The sequence below is a fragment of the Arenibacter palladensis genome (assembly GCF_900129275.1).
Classification (GTDB): domain Bacteria; phylum Bacteroidota; class Bacteroidia; order Flavobacteriales; family Flavobacteriaceae; genus Arenibacter; species Arenibacter palladensis.
Map to the genome: position 1 here is coordinate 899,679 of NZ_FQUX01000002.1, position 18,622 is coordinate 918,300.

Genomic DNA, 18,622 nt, shown 5'->3' on the forward strand with positions numbered 1-18,622 from the left:
CTAATATTGAGCCATACAAGAACAATGGTATGGTTACTCTAAAAGAAGCAAAAACAAAATCGGAACTTAAAGATTTCGTAAAATTTCCATTTTCACTTTACAAGGGTTCCCCCTATTGGGTCCCTCCTATTATAAATGATGAACTAGAGTCTTTTGACAAAAGTAAAAATCCTGTTTTTAAGGATGCCGATGCCTGGTTTTATTTGGCATACAGGGACAATAAAATTGTAGGTAGGGTCGTAGCCATTATCAATAGATTGGAAGTGGACCAGCAGCAGGTAAGAAAGATGCGTTTTGGTTGGTTCGATTTTGTGGATGACTATGAAGTTTCCGAAGCGCTGTTCAACAAGGTGGCAGAAATAGGAAAGGAACATAAGTTGTCCTATATGGAAGGGCCTGTAGGTTTTTCCAATCTGGACAAGGTAGGCGTACTGACCGAAGGGTTTGATGAGATAGGCACCATGATTACTTGGTACAACCATCCTTACTATGTAAATCATTTTGAACGCTTTGGGTTTGTAAAGGAAAAGGAGTACATGGAAAATAAATTCCCATTTAGCAATGCGGAGCCCAAATTCTTTCAAAAGGCAAACGAACTGGTCCGAAAAAGATATGGCGTAAAGGAATTAAACTTTACTAAAACCAAGGATGTAATGCCTTGGGTAGATCAGATGTTCGACCTTTTTAACGAGACCTATTCCTCACTTTCTTCCTTTGTACGCATTACAGATATCCAAAAGAATTACTTCAAGAAAAAATATATCAGTTTTATCAATCCCGAGTATATCAAATTTATATTGGATAAGGATGATAAATTGATAGCGTTCGGCATTGTGATGCCTTCGTTTTCCAAGGCATTGCAAAAAGCGAATGGGAAATTGCTTCCTTTCGGCCTGTTTCATTTGCTCAGCGCCAAAAAGAACAGCAAAGAGGTTATATTTTATTTGATAGGGGTACTTCCCGAATATCAAAATAAAGGCGTTACCGCCGTTATGTTCAATGAATATTACAAGACTTTTAAGGCCAAGGGTATAGAAAAATGTGTTAGGACTCCGGAATTGGAGGAAAATGTGGCCATTCGCCAGTTGTGGAAACATTTCGACCCAAAAATATATAAGAGAAGAAGAACCTACAAAAAGGAACTTTAAGCGGTCCTAAGGAACAAAGTTTCTATGCCATCCAAAATAAACAAAGGCCAACTTAATAATAAGTTGGCCTTTGTTTTTATAAGTTGAAAAAGAATTATTCTCCCATTGCTGCCGCCACTGCCGCAGACAACCTTTTGTAAGTTCCGTTCTGTAATCGCTCCCGTATTACGGAGAAGGCCTCCAAAGTTTCGGATACATCCTGTAAGGTATGTGTAGCCGTAGGAATCATTCTCAAAAGAATCAAACCTTTGGGGATTACAGGATACACCACAATGGAACAGAAAATTCCAAAATTCTCCCGTAGATCCTTTACCAATGCCATGGCCTCGGGAATACTACCGTTAAGATAGACCGGTGTTACACAGCTAGTGGTAGTACCTATATCAAAACCTCTTTCTTTAAGTCCGTTCTGCAAGGCATTTACATTCTCCCAAAGTTTTGCCTTTAATTCTGGCTGGGTTCTAAGCATATCCAACCTCTTCAGCGCTCCTTTTACATAAATCATTGGCAATGATTTAGCAAACATTTGCGATCTAAGGTTGTATTTAAGGTATTCTATAATCTCTTTATCCGCTGCCAAAAAGGCTCCGATTCCTGCCATAGATTTGGCAAAAGTTGCAAAATAAACATCGATATCATCTTGAACTCCCTGCTCCTCGCCTGCTCCAGCCCCAGTTTTACCCAAGGTTCCAAAACCGTGTGCATCATCAACGAACAATCTAAATTTGTATTTTTTCTTAAGCGCAACAATTTCCTTAAGCTTGCCCTGTTCTCCTCGCATACCAAAAACACCTTCGGATATCACCAAAATGCCTCCTCCGGTCTGCTCGGCCATTTTAACGGCCCTATCAAGGTTTTTCTCAAGACTTTCTATGTCATTGTGCTTAAAGGTAAAACGCTTACCCATGTGCAAACGCACACCATCAATAATACAGGCATGAGAATCCACATCGTAAACTATAATATCATCCTTGGAAACCAACGCATCAATGGCAGAAACCATTCCCTGGTATCCAAAGTTCAACAAATAGGCAGATTCTTTCTTAACAAAGGCAGCCAATTCCTGCTCCAATTGCTCGTGGAATTCGGTATGCCCACTCATCATCCTTGCTCCCATAGGAAATGCGGCACCGTACTCCAATGCTGCCTCGCCATCTACCTTCTTCACTTCCGGTAAATTGGCCAGCCCCAAGTAATCATTTATGCTCCAAGTAATTACTTCCTTTCCTTGAAACTTCATCCTATTGGATATAGGACCTTCTAATTTTGGAAATACAAAATATCCTTCCGCTTGGGAAGCCCATTTTCCTAAAGGACCTTTATTCTCGATAATTCTGTCAAATAAATCTCTCATCTAGCCTACATTGATTATTACTGCAAAAGTATATATTTTTAATATGCATATGCAACTTATTTAATACATAAAAAGCAACGACTTATGAACCGTTGCTTTTTATATTATAAATTTTGCATAACACTTACTTTACAAATTCTATTTTTTGTGGTTCTTCAACATTCTTACTATCAAAGAATCCTTGGTCGGCCATCCACTGGTCACTGTATATCTTACTCATATACCTAGAACCATGGTCTGGAAAAATAACCACTACATTGCTATTTTCATTAAACTCGCCCATTTCCTCCAATTGCCTTACGGCCTGCATTACCGCACCACTGGTATATCCAACAAAGAGTCCTTCGGTCCTGGAAATCTCCCTGGCCGTATGGGCACTTTCTTCATCGGTAACCTTGATAAATTCGTCAATTACCTTAAAGTTGGTGGCTGTAGGAATCAAGTTTTTACCTAAACCTTCAATACGGTATGGATATATTTCCTTGGTGTCCAATTCACCGGTCTCATGGTATTTCTTAAGAACGGAACCATAGGCATCCACACCTATTACGCGGATATTGGGATTTTGCTCCTTTAGATATTTTGCGGTACCGGAAATGGTACCTCCTGTACCACTACAGGCAATTAAATGTGTTATATGCCCGTTAGTCTGATTCCAAATTTCTGGTCCCGTACTTTTATAATGGGCCTCAGAATTTAAATCATTAAAATATTGATTGATATATATGGATCCCTCGGTTTCCTCGTGCAATCTTTTGGCTACTTCGTAATAAGACCTTGGATCATCTGCGCTAACGTGTGCAGGGCATACATATACTTTTGCCCCCATAGACCTCAGCATGTCTATTTTATCCTTGGAAGATTTTGAACTTACCGCCAAGATGCATTCGTAACCTTTAATGATACTGATCATGGCAATGCTAAAACCCGTATTCCCCGAAGTGGTTTCTATAATGGTACTCCCCTTCTTTAATATTCCCCTACGCTCCGCCTCTTCAATTATATAAAGGGCAATACGATCTTTTGAAGAATGTCCTGGATTAAAACCTTCCACCTTAGCGTAAAAATTACCTTCTAAGTTGGCAGCTATTTTATTTAGTTTGATTAATGGGGTGTTTCCTACAAGTTCTAGGAGGTTGTTATAAGCGTTTATCTTATGTTCCATAAACAGTTTCTAGGTTTAGAACTTATCGACATCTATTTAATTTATGTCAATACTGATAGGACAAAATTAGTCTTTTTTTTTGATTATCGAATTTTATGCTCCAAATCTAACAAAAATGCATATTCTTTTGCCACCTCCTTTAGGGATTCAAATCGGCCCGAAGCACCGCCATGACCTGCATCCATATTAATATTGAACAACAATAAATTTTTGTCCATTTTATGCGCCCTAAGTTTCGCTACCCACTTGGCAGGTTCAAAATATTGCACCTGGGAATCGTGAAACCCTGTAATAACGAGCATATTTGGCTGCAGTTGTCTCGTTACATTGTCATAGGGCGAATAGGATTTCATATAGTCATAGTATTCCTTTTCGTTTGGGTTGCCCCATTCATCATATTCCCCTGTCGTTAATGGAATGGTATCGTCCAGCATGGTCGTAAGCACATCTACAAAAGGAACAGCTGCAATTACCCCGTGATATATTTCCGGGCACAGATTTACAATGGCCCCCATTAAAAGTCCACCTGCAGAACCGCCAGACGCATAGAGATGTTCCGGACTGGTATATTTTTTTTCAATCAGAAATTTGGAACAATCAATAAAATCGGTAAACGTATGCATCTTATTCAGCAATCTTCCCTCCTCGTACCATTTACGGCCTAGATATTCCCCGCCCCTAACATGTGCTATGGCATAAACAAAACCTCTGTCCAAAAGACTTAAGCGTACGGTGGAAAAATAGGGGTCTATAGTATGCCCATAGGAACCATAGGCATATTGCAATAACGGACTGGAGCCGTCCAACTTGGTATTTTTGTGATAGACCAATGAGATGGGAACTTTTTTACCATCCCTGGCAGGTGCCCATATTCTTTGAGAAATATAGTTTTCCTTATTGAACTTCCCTCCCAATACCTCTTGTTCCTTTTTTATTTCCTTCTCCCTGGTCCTCATATTGAAATCTATGATGGAACTGGGTGTTGTCATGGAGTTGTATCCATATCTTAAAATTTCGGTATCAAAATCTGGATTGGTACCCACATAGGCCGTATAGGTTTCATTGTCAAATGGCAAATAATAGCTTTCCCCGGTATCCCATCTCACAATCTTCAACTTATTTAAACCATTCTCCCGCTCGGACAAAACATAATATTCATTGAACATTTCAATATCTTCCAACAATACATCTTCCCTGTGTTGAATAAAGTCTACCCAATTTTCAGATTCGGTTTTATCTTCAGGGGTAGTCATCAATTTAAAATTGGTTGCCCCTTCCATATTGGTAAGGATATAAAAGTTGTCTTCATAATGGGTCAAGGAGTACTCCATACCCCTAATTCTCTTAGAAAACACATGAAACTGTCCATTAGGGTCGTCTGCCCTTAAAATTTGAAATTCAGTGGTCAGCGTACTGGAAGAACCAATGACTATAAATTCTTTGGATTTGGTTTTGTAAACAAAGGTGGTAAAGGTTTCATCCTCCTCATGAAAAACCAGTTCATCTTCCTCGGCGGGCGTTCCCAATACATGTCTGTAAATATTATTGGACCTAAGGGTAACAGGATCTTTCTTGGTATAGAACAAGGTTTTATTGTCATTGGCCCATACCGCGCTGCCCGTGGTATTCTCTATTTTATCCCCATAAATCTCCTGGGTACGCAAATTTTTTATTTGTAGGGTATATTGCCTGCGGGAAACAGTATCCACCCCAAAGGCCGCAAGTTCGTTATTAGGACTTACGGACAAGCCTCCAAGGTTAAAATAATCGAACCCCTCCGCCATAAGGTTGCAGTTGAACATTATTTCCTCCTCGGCATCCTCTTTTTCAAACCTTCTGGTAAAAATGGGATACTCCTTACCAACCTCATATCTGGTAGCATACCAATAACCATTAAACTTGTAGGGAACCGAAGAATCGTCTTCCTTTATCCTAGACTTCATCTCCAGGAACAGGCTGTCCTTAAGCTCCTGGGTATGGGACGTCATTGCCTCGTAATATGCATTTTCCTGTTCCAAAAAAGCAATGACTTCCGGATTCTCCCTTTCGTTCAGCCAATAGTAATCATCTATCCTTACGTCATTGTGCTTTATTAATCGCTTCTCAATCTTTTTTGCACTTGGTGCTTTTAATTCCCGCTGCATGAGTGTGGTATATTATAGGTAAATAAGAAAGCGCAAAAATAATATTTAAATGCAATCGACCTCTTTAAATGTGTTGTTTATCCATTATTATATTATGCCACCCTCAAGGTGCCCATATGAACAACTGTCATCTTTAATTCCAATATATCCCGATCATTTTAGTAATTTTGATCAACGAACTTTTTAAATCTATAATTATGTTTGGAGATATGATGGGCATGTTGGGAAAACTAAAGGAAACCCAAGAAAAAGTAAAGGCCACCAAAGAAAGGATGAATACCGTAATACTTGAGGAGCAATCTCCGGATAGTTTGCTCAAGGTTAGGATTACGGCCAATAGAACAATTAAATCCATCACTATAGACGATAGTCTATTGGAGGACAAGGATCAACTGGAGGATTATTTGATCCTTACCCTGAACAAGGCTATAGAAAAGGCCACAACCATAAATGAGACCGAATTGGCAGCAGTTGCCAAGGAAGGAATGCCAAACATTCCCGGTATGGATTCGTTTTTGAAATAAATTTCAGTAAGTTTATCAGAGCCTTTTTTAATCATAACTTATAAACATGAAAAAAATTTTCTTGCTACTACTGTTTCCATTTCTTGTACATGCACAAAATAATAGTGCCGATATCAAAGAAACCGATTGGCTGACCGATTACGCGAATGCCCAAGAAGTTGCAAAAAAAACCAATTCCAACATCCTTATGTATTTCACGGGCAGTGATTGGTGCTCGCCCTGTAAGGCCTTAAAAAAAGATCTGTTCGATACCAATCAATTTAAGGAAGTGGCCAAAGACTATGTCCTCCTATACGTAGATCTCCCGAGAAAGAAAGAACTTCTTAGCGCCGAAGAAATGAAACAAAACAAGGCTCTGTTATCCCAATGGAATAAAAAGGGCATTTTTCCACTAATAAGCTTGGTCAGCACCGAAGAAAAGGAATTGGCCTCACTGTCCGGCTATGGTTCCAAAGTGGATGTGGAAAAGTATCTGGACTTTCTTAGGAAGAACAGTAAAATGTAATTCCAATCCCCAGAAGTTTCCTTTTTTCAATAAGCCAACTCAGATTTTGAATAGGGCATTGTTTCTCATTGCCCAATGCCAAATAATATATTCTTGCCCATAAAAATCCATATTCCCAATGTCATATAAGGTCGTATTGGCCTAAAATTTATTATAATTGTAAGCGCTTTTTTTTAGCCAAAAACCTTTATTAACAAATACAAAATTCTCCTATATGTTAACGGACAATTATTTTAAGACCTATCCAGACGAAAATGGTTTTTTTAAAGAATATGGTGGATCCTTTATCCCACCCGTTCTGGAAGAGGAAATGAAAAAAATTACTGACGCTTATTATGCCATAAGCAAATCGCATAACTTTATTTCTGAACTCCGAAGTATTCGCAAACACTATCAAGGCAGACCAACGCCCGTTTATTATTGTAACAGGCTGTCCGAAAAATATGGAGGAAGAATATATCTGAAACGTGAAGACCTAAACCATACAGGCGCCCATAAACTCAACCATTGTATGGGTGAGGCGCTTTTGGCAAAACATTTGGGCAAAAAGAAACTAATTGCCGAGACTGGGGCCGGACAACACGGGGTTGCCCTGGCAACTGCAGCCGCCTATTTTGGATTGGAATGTGAGATACATATGGGCGAAGTGGATATTGCCAAAGAACATCCCAATGTAGTTCGGATGAAAATTCTTGGTGCAAAGGTAGTACCTGTTACCCATGGCTTAAAAACCTTAAAAGAAGCTGTGGATTCTGCCTTTGAAGCGTATTTAAAGGACCCTATAACCACCATATATTGTATAGGTTCTGTGGTTGGCCCACATCCCTTTCCCATGATGGTACGGGATTTTCAGCGGGTAGTAGGTATAGAGGCCAAAGAGCAGTTTTTTGAAATGACAGGGGAATTGCCGGATAAGGTAGTAGCCTGTGTTGGCGGTGGAAGCAATGCCATGGGGATATTCTCCTCATTTCTGGAGGAACCGGAATGTACCTTATACGGTGTGGAACCTGGTGGGCGCTCCATGGAATACGGTGAGCACGCCGCTACAATGACCTTTGGCAGTCCAGGAATCATCCATGGATTTAAATGTTATATGCTTAAGGACGATAAAGGGGAACCAGGCGCGGTACATTCCGTTGCCAGTGGTTTGGATTACCCGGGAGTTGGCCCTGAACACAGTATGCTAAAGGATCTTAAAAAAGTAACCTATGACGTTGTTTCGGATCAGGAAACCGTAGACGCCTTTTATGAATTGAGTCGCCTGGAAGGTATTATCCCTGCATTGGAAAGTGCCCATGCTGTGGCATATGCCATAAAATTGGCACAACAAAATCCACGTTCCTCCATTTTAGTCAATTTAAGTGGTAGGGGCGATAAGGACCTGGATTACGTGGTAGATACCTACGGGCTACCTGAAGATGCAAAATAATTTCTAAAATATATAGGAAGGGCGTCCAAAGGCTAAATATAAAGGCTATTTGGGCGCCTTTTTAAATGACTTTCCCATCCCGTGGCAATCATCCTATTTTAGGTAACCAAAATATAAGCTTTTGATTACATACCACTCCTTGGCCAGCTAAGTGCCAACTACCCCAAAGAAAGGTCTACAACAAAGGTTTCCAAGCCAAATAGAGGTCTATTTATAAGGAAAATAAAAATTGCCGAGATAAGATTGATAAAATTAAAGATTCACTTTTTTTTGTGTAACTTTAAAAAAAGTTGCCGTAGGCTATGCTAAAAATAAAAAAGGAATCGGACACATCATACACCTTTAGTCTGCAGTCGGAAAGTGGACAGACCCTTCTGAACAGTATCCCCTTTAATTCCAAGGAAGAGATTGACAAGACCATTGCCAATCTTAAGGCCTTGATTGGGCAATCTTCGGTTTTTGAACGCAAGACAGACTATAATGGTAAATTTCTTTTCACCCTTAAGAATAATGAAGGTAAAATTTTGGGCAAATCCATGCTTTATAGTTCCGAAGCTGGAATGGAAAATGGCATAAAAAATCTTAAAACAAGCATTTCCTTATTGCCCGATACCATTGATCTATAATTTTGCAAGAATCCCCATAAAAGCCTCGTGCATTTCATCGGTATAATCCAAATGGGTAACGATACGCAATTTATTCTGGCCCATCCCAATGATGTGAATATCCCTTTTGTTCAGTTTGTCCAAAAAATCATCAGGGGACATATGACTTTCATCAATTTCGAAAATCACAATATTGGTTTCCGTGGGCTCTACCTTTCTAATATAGGGCAATCCGTTTAGCAAAACACTTATTTCCTTGGCCTTCCTATGGTCTTCCACCAATCTTTCCCTATTGTTTTCCAAGGCGTAAATTCCGGCTGCAGCAAGGTAACCTGCCTGTCGCATCCCACCTCCGAGCACCTTTCTTACTCTTAGGGCTTTATCAATATGCTCCTTATTTCCCAACAAAACAGAACCCACAGGACATCCCAACCCCTTGCTTAAACACACACTTATGGTATGGAACAATGCCCCATAATCCATGGCCGATTGATTTTTGGCAATCAGTGCATTCCAAAGTCGCGCTCCATCCAAATGATATTTCAGATGATGCTCGTCACAAACCTTTCGTATGGACTTCAATTCTTCAAGATCCCAACATGCCCCGCCTCCCTTATTGGTTGTATTTTCTATACAAACCAAAGAAGTTAATGGGCTATGATAAAAATCTGGTGGGTTTATTACTTCCTTTACTTGAGCTGCAGTCATCATTCCCCTATGACCGTCCACCAACCTACAGGAGACACCACTATTGAAACTCACCCCTCCCCCTTCATAATTATAAACATGGGCGTATTTATCACAAATTAATTGTTCCCCTAGTTGGGTATGTAATTTAATGGCGGTTTGATTTGCCATGGTGCCACTTGGAAAAAATAAGGCCGCTTCCATTCCGAACAACTCTGCCATCATTTCTTCCAACTTGTTTACAGTAGGATCATTTTTAAAAACATCATCGCCAACTTTAGCCCGCATCATTGCATCCAACATTCCAGAAGTAGGTTTTGTGACGGTATCGCTAATAAGGTTTATCTGCATATAGAATAAGAATTATTTTAAATATTAAACGGTTTTTTTAACCGAGTTGCCAAATTTATACAAAAGGATAATAACATTCCCAAGAAGGAAAATTTTCACTGAGAATAAATAATTTTCAATAATATTTCCCTTTAATTTTTCAACTATAGATAATTCTCTTGGCAAATTAAATTTATTATTTCAAAAGTTTCATAAATACGTTATCTTCAAAGAAAATAGGCGTATGAACTCGGACGTAAAAACTATATTTTCATCGTACCACAACAATGCCCAACTTTTTGATGAAGTTTTTGATTCCAATGGAGTCGCTAAAAATGTATATCAAAAATTATTGGATTTGTACGGGAATCATTCCATTCAGGAATATGTACAGTTGAACAATAAGGCAAAAGCCTCATTTTTCAACCAAGGGATAACTTTTCAGGTCTATGACAATAAAGTGACCCAGGAAAAGATATTTCCCTTTGATCTTTTTCCTAGAATTATAGACGAAGATGAATGGGAAATCATTGAAAAAGGGGCCATTCAGCGAAGTAAGGCCTTGAACCTGTTTCTATGGGACATTTATCACGACAAAAAGATTATCAAGGACGGGATCGTCCCATTAGACCTCATAACTTCCTCTGCCAACTATTTACATCAAATGATAGGGGTAGATCCACCGGGAGGCATTTACAATCATATTTCAGGCACAGATATCATCAAACACTCAGACGGCAATTATTATGTACTTGAAGATAATATTAGATGTCCCTCTGGTGTAAGCTATGTTATTTGCAATCGCACTGCCTTAAAGAGGGCCCTTTTCGGTGTTTTTAACCACTACAAAACCCATTCGGTAACCAATTACGCCGAAAACCTCTTAGAGATTCTGGAAAGTGTAAAACCAAAAGGGGTGGATGTTCCAAATTGCGTGGTCCTTACCCCTGGAATGTACAACTCTGCCTTTTATGAGCATTCCTATCTTGCCAAAGCCATGGGTGTGGAATTGGTGGAAGGCCGTGATCTATTCGTTGAGAACGACTTTGTATATATGAAGACCATCCGCGGCCCAATAAAAGTTGATGTCATTTATCGCCGTGTTGATGACCTATTCATGGACCCATTAGAGTTCAAACCCGAGTCGGCACTAGGTGTACCCGGCCTGTTCGCGGCCTATAGAAAGGGCAACGTTTGCTTAGCAAATGCACCTGGAACCGGTGTAGCGGATGATAAGGCCATATATACTTATATGCCACAGATCATTAAATACTATTTGGACGAGACCCCTATACTAAACAATGTCCACACCTATCACTGTAGTAGGCCCGATGAGCTTAAATATGTATTGGAACACATACATGAACTAGTGATAAAACCCGTGGACGAAGCAGGTGGCTATGGCATTTCCATTGGCAACCGACTCACTAAGGATGAAATTAAGGTAGTCCAGGAAGAGATAAAACAAAACCCAAGGAAATATATTGCACAACCCATTATGTCCTTGTCCGTGCATCCTACCTATATAGACGACAGTGAATCCTTTGAACAAAGACACGTAGACCTAAGAACCTTTACACTTTTGGGTCATGAAAAGGAATTTGTCCTTAAGGGAGGACTCTCAAGGGTAGCGTTAAAAAGAGGAAACCTCATAGTAAATTCCTCACAAGGAGGGGGCTCCAAAGACACCTGGGTATTAAAAAAATAAAACAATCTTATGTTAGCAAGAGTTGCCAATAACCTTTTTTGGATGGGGCGTTATATTGAACGCGCCGAGCATGTTGCCAGATACCTGAACGTAAATTATTTCTCGTCTCTGGATGCGCCTAACGAACTTTCCCAATCCAGACAATTTGTACTGCGTTCCATGATGTTCTTTGTAGGGGAACCTATAGTGGACGATTCCGTAATTCTTAAGGAAGAGGATATTCTTTACAATATTGGCCTAAACCCGGACCTACCCTATTCGGTGATCAACAATGTAAAAAGTGCGCGAGAGAATGCCAATAGTGCCAGGGACCTTATTTCTACGGAACTATACGAATCCATAAATAAATTCTATCATTTTGTAATCAATTATTCAGTTGAGGATTTTACCAAAAAGGGTTTATACGATTTTACCGTAAATGTCACTGAAATGACCGCCATTTTAAGAGGCAAGATCCGGGGCACCCTTTTGCACGATGAAGTGTACGCCATTATCATGCTTGGCATAAATTTGGAAAGGGCTACACAGGTAATTCGGATCATCAACGCCAAATACAATGATGCCGTAAGGGCCAAAGGCAGTTATGGCGACAAAATAGGCCATAGCTTTGAATGGATCACTTTGCTCAAATGTGTGGAATCTTATGATATGATGCGCAGGTATTACAAAAAGACCCCTACGAGCATCTCTACCCTGGAATTTTTAATATTGAACCCGGATTGTCCAAGATCGGTCATCAACAGTATCAACCAGGTCCATAAACATATTAGGGTATTGGATGAGTCCAAAACTCCCAACAAAAATTCCACCGCCTTTTTGATAAGCAAAGTTAAAGGGGAGTATGAATTTAAATATGCCGAGGAAATTGAAGAGGACATTCAAGAATTTATTGAAAAAATTCTAGATAATCTGGTGCAGATCAGCCTTAAAATGGAAAATGAGTTTTTTAACTATTGATTTTAAACCATTGACCTACATTTGCATCAAGAACCACATGAAATGTCTTTTGAATATTCAATTACCTATAAGGCCGAAAACGAGTACGAAAATCCGGTAGAAAATGCCTCCTGGCAATTTCTAATTGTACCCGAAAATAATGACACTCAAGAATTGATGCGTGTAGACATTAAGAATTCATTGGGTGCCAAAAATGAGTTTTCGGAAAATGGTTATGGTTTTCGGACCGTACGGATCAATACCTTGGAAAAATTTCAAAAATTAAATTTTAGTGCCACTTTTAAACTAAAGAAAAAAAGCTTCAATCCTTTTGGACAAGTTCCAATCTTTGATATCGCAAGCAATTATGAGCTTGTTCAAAGTTTGTATTTCAAGGTAGATTTTGAGCCTTTTTTAGGTCAGACAAAGTTTACAACCTTGCCACAAGCTTCAATAAATCTTTTTGTTTTTGATCCTGCCTTAAGTATATTCGATAATCTTCAAAAATTAAATACCTGGGTCTACCAGTTCATTAAATTCAACACCGGTGTAACCCACGTGAATACACTCTTGAAAGAAATACTTGAAAATCCGGAAGGTGTATGTCAGGATTTTGCGCATTTATTCTGTGCCTTGGCAAGGGCCAATAAGATTCCCGCCCGCTATGTTTCCGGATATTTGCATCAGGGAAATGGGTACTTTGGAGACTCGCAGATGCACGCTTGGGCCGAGACCTACGTGCCTCAGGTTGGCTGGGTAGGCTTTGACCCTACCAACAATTTATTGGTCGATGACAACCACATTAAAGTGGCACACGGAAAGGACTTTAATGATTGCTCCCCTTTAAAAGGGGTAGTATATTCCCATGGAGCTAACAAAACCTCCCATTCCGTGGAGGTACAGGCACAACAGTAAATAACATTCCCCATTTGGTCCAAAATCAAAAAAAAGAATCCTATTTTTGGATGAAAATAATTAGGATATGATAACCACGGACCATTATAAGAGTCTCATTGATCGCCTTGGTGCGTTAAGGAGGTATCTTTGACATAGATGCCAAGCTTATAGAAATAGAGAACGAGGAAGAGAAAACCTTGGCCCCAGACTTTTGGAACCATCCACAGGAAGCACAGGAGCAGATGAAGTTAATCCAGTCCAAAAAGCAATGGGTAGATGACTTTAATGCCGCTAAAAGTTTAGTGGCAGACCTTGAGATTTTTTTGGAATTTCAGAAAGAGGGTGAAATGTCCGAAGCCGATGTTGAAGGCCATTACGATAAGACCATAGAGGCCCTGGAGAAATTAGAATTCAAAAACATGCTCTCTGCTGAGGGGGATGAACTTACGGCCATACTCCAAATAACGGCAGGTGCCGGAGGTACCGAAAGCTGTGATTGGGCATCCATGCTCATGAGGATGTACATGATGTGGAGCGAAAAAAATGGATACAAGGTAAAAGAGCTCAATTATCAGGAAGGGGATGTTGCAGGTATAAAAACCGTAACCTTGGAAATTGAGGGCGATTATAGCTTTGGATGGCTAAAAGGAGAGAACGGAGTACACAGGTTGGTACGTATTTCCCCTTTTGACAGTAATGCCAAGCGCCATACCTCCTTTGCATCCGTTTACGTATACCCTTTGGTAGACGACAGTATAGAAATTGATATTAATCCAGCCGATGTTGAGATTACCACTGCCAGATCCAGTGGAGCCGGGGGACAGAATGTCAATAAAGTAGAAACCAAGGTGCAACTGACCCATAAACCCTCTGGAATTCAGATTTCCTGTTCAGATTCAAGATCGCAGCATGACAATAGGGCCACCGCCTTAAAAATGTTGAAATCGCAATTGTACGAAATAGAATTGCGCAAGAAAATGGAAGCCAGACAGGAAATTGAGTCCTCCAAAATGAAAATTGAATGGGGCTCACAGATCAGGAATTATGTAATGCACCCCTATAAACTGGTAAAAGATGTGCGTACCGGTGAGGAAACGGGCAATGTAGAAGCGGTCATGGATGGCAATATAGATCAGTTCTTAAAGGCCTATCTTATGATGATGGGGCAAAAGGAAGAAAGTTGATCATTGAATTTCTAACAGAAGCTGTTGAATTAATAAGTACTTAGGGCAGAAAGTTTCGGGTATACGGTCTAAAGGTTTTCATCATGACCAATAATTACCCATCTACTTTTGGCCCCAAAACTTAAAACTAAATAAATATGATTAAAATATATCACAACCCCAGATGTGGAAAGTCCAGGGAAGGATTGGCCATTCTAGAGAATTCTGGAAACGACTTTGAGATCATTAAATATCTTGAAAATGTGCCTAGCAAAAATGAACTTGCAGCTATTATAAAAATTTTGGGCATATCACCTATGGAATTGGTGCGAATCAATGAAGCCATTTGGAAAGAAAAATTCAAGGGAAAATCCATGACGGACGATGAAGTTATAGCGGCCATGGTAGCGTTTCCCAAACTTATAGAACGGCCCATCGTCATCAAGGACAAGAAAGGGGTGGTTGGACGACCTCCTGAAAAAATAAAGGACCTGTTAAATTAGTCTCCATGTTAAAATGCTTGGTAAAGGAAGCATTTATCATTACATTAATTACTTCACAGAAAATCAAAACTAAGAGCCATGGAACGGCACAGTTCTTGAATTACTCAATTTAACAAACATTTAACCATTAACGGTTAAACCATCTATTAATTTTGGAATCCCATTAACCAGTGAAGTTATGAAAACTGACAAGAAATTATTTTTTAGTGTTGTATTTATCTTATTATCCTTTCCCTTTTTAAGTGCCCAATATGGGTACGGAAATGGGTACGGATATGGATACGGAGGATATGGAGGGTACGGCAGACAAAGAAACAGTATTCCGCAAGTACAGGAAACTCCCAAGGAGCCGGAAAAATTAACGGCAGATCAAATTGTGGATCAGGAAATGCCCGGAATAACAGAGAAATTAGGTTTAAATCCGTTTGAAGAAGCTGTTTTAAGTACCACCTTAAAAAAGTACCTCCAAGAAAGAATTGAGTTGCAGATACTGGACTTACCTCCAGATAAAATGAGGGAGAGTTATGAGAAAATCACTCAAAAGCAAGACGAAGAACTTATGGCAGGGTTACCTGCGGATAAATATGAGGCCTTTGTAGAACTGCAGAAAAACGGTTTTAAAAAGGTTAAGGAAAAAAAGAAGAAAAAGAAGAAAAACAAATCCAAAACATAGCACATGAACAAACTAATCCCAGTTACATTATTTCTACTCTCTCTAGTAGGTTATGCTCAAGGAGCCCAAGGCCCACAAGAACCAATAAAAATAACTGGGACCGTTTTGGACCAAGAAACAGATCAACCCTTGGAATATGCCACTTTGGTACTCCAAAGTGTTAGAAATCCCGAAAAAGTAACGGGTGGCATCACTGATGCCTCTGGAAAATTTGAAGTTGAAACAGCCCCGGGAAACTATAATGTAAGTGTAGAGTACATCTCCTATAAATCTTATAAATTAAATAATCAAAGTTTAAGATCTTCAACTGATCTCGGTGTAATTCGCCTTTCCTTGGACGTTGCCCAATTGGCAGAAGTAGAAGTGGTCGGTGAGCGTACCACAGTGGAATTGCGGCTGGATAAAAAAGTATATAACGTTGGTTCGGATCTAACTGTAAAAGGTGGTTCGGTAACCGATGTACTAAGCAACGTACCGTCGGTTTCCGTGGATGTAGAAGGCAATATTAGTCTTAGGGGAAACGAAAGTGTTAGAATCCTTATCAACGGCAAACCATCGGCCTTGTCCGGCCTGAGTCCGGAGGCCTTGCAACAGTTGCCCGCGGATGCCATAGAAAAGGTAGAGGTAATTACCAATCCTTCCGCCAGGTATGATGCCGAAGGTACCGCAGGTATTCTGAATATTATATTAAAGCAGAGCAAGACGGCTGGAGTAAATGGATCTGTCAATGTTTATACAGGGCATCCAGAAACTTATGGAGGTTCCTTAAGTCTAAATTTAAGACGCGATAACTTCAATATCTTCACCAACACTACCTACCGTTATCGTAGCGGCCCAGGAAATGCGTTGTTCGACCAAGAGAACTTTGACAGTAATGGCAATACCTTAAGTTATCAGAATGAAATAAGGGATTATCAAAGAAAAGACAAAAGCTTCAATACCAATGTTGGTTTTGAACTTTTTTTGGATGAGAGTAGCAGCATTACCAATTCTTTTGTATTTAGCAAATCCAATGGTGACAACACTGTTAATGTGGATTTTTCCAATTTTGATGCCAATAGAACCCCAACCATCCAAAGAAACCGTTTTACCACAGAGGATGAATTTGAGGAGGAGGTTCAATACTCTTTGAATTACCAGAAGAAATTTGAAAGGGAAGGACATATACTTACGTTCGACTACCAGTACTCAAAGGGAATTGACAATGAAAATTCGATCATCGAAGAAGTTATATTAGGGGATAATATTGCTTTGGATACCGAAAGGACCATAGATGACCAAACACAGGTATCCCAATTGGTGCAAATGGATTATGTACTTCCATTTGGAAAGGATAACCAGTCCCAATTTGAACTTGGGTATCGCGGTACCTTCAACAATAACAATACCGATTTTGATTTTGGTATCCAGCAACCCAATGGGGATTTCAATAGTGATTCCAACTTCAGCAATGAATTAAATTACAAGGAATACGTCAATGCGGCCTATGCGCAATTGGGATCCAAATTTAACAAATTCAGTATTCTAGGTGGGTTAAGGATGGAGGCTTCCGATATTGGGATAGAGCTGGTGAATTCCAACGAACTCACCAATAAGGATTATGTAAATTGGTTTCCATCTATCTTCTTGGGTTATGAGTTCTCCGAAAAGGAACAAGTTACCTTGAGCTACAGTAAAAGACTTAGAAGACCCCGTTCTAGGTTTATCAACCCGTTCCCTTCCAGATCCAGTAACACCAATCTATTTCAAGGAAATGCGGATTTGGACCCTACTTTTACCGATTCATATGATTTGGGATATTTGAAAAGGTGGGATAAGTTTACTTTTACTACCTCTGGATACTTTAACAGATCTACCGGAGTATTTCAATTTGTCTCCAGGGAAACGGGCGACTTTGTAACCATCGAAAATCCGGACGACCCACAGAATCCCATTGTAGTTCCTGTACAGGTGCGGAGCCCAATAAATTTAGCTACTGAAGACCGTTTAGGTATGGAGTTTACTACTACCTATACCCCAAAAAGGAATTGGAGGCTGACATGGAACCTAAATGCTTTCCACAGGGATTTACAGGGGGACTATACCTACACCAACAGTCAGAATGAAGTAATTGTTCAAAATTTTGATGCCAACAACTTCTCTTGGTTTACACGCTTTAGTGCTAAAATACCTTTACCGGGAAAAATCGATTTTCAGACCAATTTCTTTTATATGGGTCCTTCCGAAGATGCGCAAAACACCAACAAGGGTATGTTGAGTTCGGATCTAGGGTTAAGCAAGGATGTTTTAAAAGATAAGGGCTCCCTGACGTTAAATGTAAGCGACATATTTAATTCTAGAAAACGTATAACGGACACCAGAACAGAAAATGTAGCTACTTACAGCGAATTTCAATTTAGGCAAAGACAAATTACCTTGTCTTTTCAATACAGGTTTAACCAACCTCAAAACAGAAATGATAGGAATAGGGAAGGCAGAAATGGCGGCGGAGAAGATATGGACTTTGAAGGATAGAATTACCAAACTGAGTCGTCCTAAAATAGGTTGACGGTTTTTAAAGAATATATATTAGACCTGTGAATTTAACTTCACAGGTTTTTTGTTATGTATAAAATTAGGTGTTTTATAATTAAGGCTCAAATGTGGTCTTCTGTTGTTGTATGTATTGATGGAATCTACAATGAGTTGCTTTAAATCTTTACCGTTGTTACATTTATATATTAAGAATTCCCCTTTCAATATCCCATTGATCCGCTCGGCCAGTGCATTCTGGTAGCAGTCATATCCATCGGTCATCGATGGGGTGATATGGCTGCGCCGGAGCTCCTCTTGATATACGGAAGAACAATAC

17 protein-coding genes are annotated in these 18,622 nt (G+C 39.6%); 12 read left to right on the forward strand and 5 right to left on the reverse strand.

Features of this window, described 5'->3' with window-relative positions:
• Positions 1-29: 29 nt before the first annotated feature.
• A complete protein-coding gene (locus BUA60_RS09895; protein WP_072861563.1) occupies positions 30-1,148 on the forward strand; it encodes a GTP cyclohydrolase in 1,119 nt (372 codons plus the stop codon).
• Between the two features lie 94 nt (positions 1,149-1,242).
• Here the strand turns inward: BUA60_RS09895 and BUA60_RS09900 are convergent, their stop codons facing one another.
• The 3 genes from BUA60_RS09900 to BUA60_RS09910 all read right to left on the reverse strand — a co-directional run bounded on the left by BUA60_RS09900 (position 1,243) and on the right by BUA60_RS09910 (position 5,811).
• Complete coding sequence (locus tag BUA60_RS09900; protein WP_072861564.1) at positions 1,243-2,502, reverse strand: cysteate-C-fatty acyltransferase; 1,260 nt, start codon at positions 2,500-2,502, stop codon at positions 1,243-1,245.
• A gap of 124 nt (positions 2,503-2,626) precedes the next feature.
• Positions 2,627-3,667, reverse strand: a complete 1,041-nt coding sequence (locus tag BUA60_RS09905; RefSeq protein WP_072861565.1) for a cysteate synthase — start codon at positions 3,665-3,667, stop codon at positions 2,627-2,629.
• An 83-nt stretch (positions 3,668-3,750) separates the two neighbouring features.
• Entirely contained in the window at positions 3,751-5,811 is a 2,061-nt protein-coding gene (locus tag BUA60_RS09910) for a S9 family peptidase (RefSeq protein ID WP_072861566.1), read from the reverse strand.
• 197 nt (positions 5,812-6,008) lie between these two features.
• Between BUA60_RS09910 and BUA60_RS09915 the strand changes: the two genes are divergently transcribed.
• From BUA60_RS09915 to BUA60_RS09930, 4 genes are all read left to right on the forward strand, one after another.
• Entirely contained in the window at positions 6,009-6,335 is a 327-nt protein-coding gene (locus BUA60_RS09915) for a YbaB/EbfC family nucleoid-associated protein (RefSeq protein ID WP_072861567.1), read from the forward strand.
• Positions 6,336-6,381: 46 nt separating this feature from the next.
• Positions 6,382-6,840, forward strand: coding sequence for a thioredoxin family protein (locus tag BUA60_RS09920; RefSeq protein WP_072861568.1), 459 nt, complete (start codon positions 6,382-6,384; stop codon positions 6,838-6,840).
• Positions 6,841-7,054: 214 nt separating this feature from the next.
• Positions 7,055-8,269, forward strand: coding sequence for a tryptophan synthase subunit beta (gene trpB, locus BUA60_RS09925; RefSeq protein ID WP_072861569.1), 1,215 nt, complete (start codon positions 7,055-7,057; stop codon positions 8,267-8,269).
• Positions 8,270-8,571: 302 nt separating this feature from the next.
• Positions 8,572-8,895 (forward strand): YegP family protein, encoded by a 324-nt coding sequence (locus BUA60_RS09930; protein ID WP_072861570.1) that lies wholly within the window; start codon positions 8,572-8,574, stop codon positions 8,893-8,895.
• Here the strand turns inward: BUA60_RS09930 and BUA60_RS09935 are convergent.
• Complete coding sequence (locus tag BUA60_RS09935) at positions 8,890-9,912, reverse strand: threonine aldolase family protein (protein ID WP_072861571.1); 1,023 nt, start codon at positions 9,910-9,912, stop codon at positions 8,890-8,892. The two genes, BUA60_RS09930 and BUA60_RS09935, sit on opposite strands and share 6 nt — an antisense overlap.
• Positions 9,913-10,135: 223 nt before the next feature.
• On the opposite strand from BUA60_RS09935, the gene BUA60_RS09940 reads away from it, so the two are divergent.
• From BUA60_RS09940 to BUA60_RS09970, 7 genes are all read left to right on the forward strand, one after another.
• Positions 10,136-11,599, forward strand: coding sequence for a circularly permuted type 2 ATP-grasp protein (locus BUA60_RS09940; protein WP_072861572.1), 1,464 nt, complete (start codon positions 10,136-10,138; stop codon positions 11,597-11,599).
• Positions 11,600-11,608: 9 nt separating this feature from the next.
• On the forward strand, positions 11,609-12,556 hold the full coding sequence (locus BUA60_RS09945; protein WP_072861573.1) for an alpha-E domain-containing protein: 948 nt from the start codon (positions 11,609-11,611) through the stop codon (positions 12,554-12,556).
• Between the two features lie 42 nt (positions 12,557-12,598).
• On the forward strand, positions 12,599-13,450 hold the full coding sequence (locus BUA60_RS09950) for a transglutaminase-like domain-containing protein (RefSeq protein WP_072861574.1): 852 nt from the start codon (positions 12,599-12,601) through the stop codon (positions 13,448-13,450).
• Positions 13,451-13,517: 67 nt separating this feature from the next.
• Positions 13,518-14,616, forward strand: a protein-coding gene (gene prfB, locus BUA60_RS09955; RefSeq protein ID WP_143153157.1) for a peptide chain release factor 2 whose coding sequence is annotated in 2 segments (ribosomal slippage) — positions 13,518-13,580 and positions 13,582-14,616 — 1,098 coding nt in all. Because the reading frame shifts where the segments join, the coding sequence is not laid out codon by codon here.
• 137 nt (positions 14,617-14,753) lie between these two features.
• Positions 14,754-15,098: an arsenate reductase (glutaredoxin) gene (gene arsC / locus BUA60_RS09960; protein ID WP_072861575.1), complete on the forward strand. Its 345-nt coding sequence runs from the start codon at positions 14,754-14,756 to the stop codon at positions 15,096-15,098.
• 178 nt (positions 15,099-15,276) lie between these two features.
• Positions 15,277-15,771 (forward strand): hypothetical protein, encoded by a 495-nt coding sequence (locus tag BUA60_RS09965; RefSeq protein ID WP_072861576.1) that lies wholly within the window; start codon positions 15,277-15,279, stop codon positions 15,769-15,771.
• Between the two features lie 3 nt (positions 15,772-15,774).
• A complete protein-coding gene (locus BUA60_RS09970) occupies positions 15,775-18,285 on the forward strand; it encodes a TonB-dependent receptor (protein WP_072861577.1) in 2,511 nt (836 codons plus the stop codon).
• A gap of 54 nt (positions 18,286-18,339) precedes the next feature.
• Here the strand turns inward: BUA60_RS09970 and BUA60_RS09975 are convergent.
• The coding region (locus BUA60_RS09975) for an integrase core domain-containing protein (RefSeq protein WP_143153158.1) at positions 18,340-18,622 on the reverse strand (283 nt) is incomplete at its 5' end.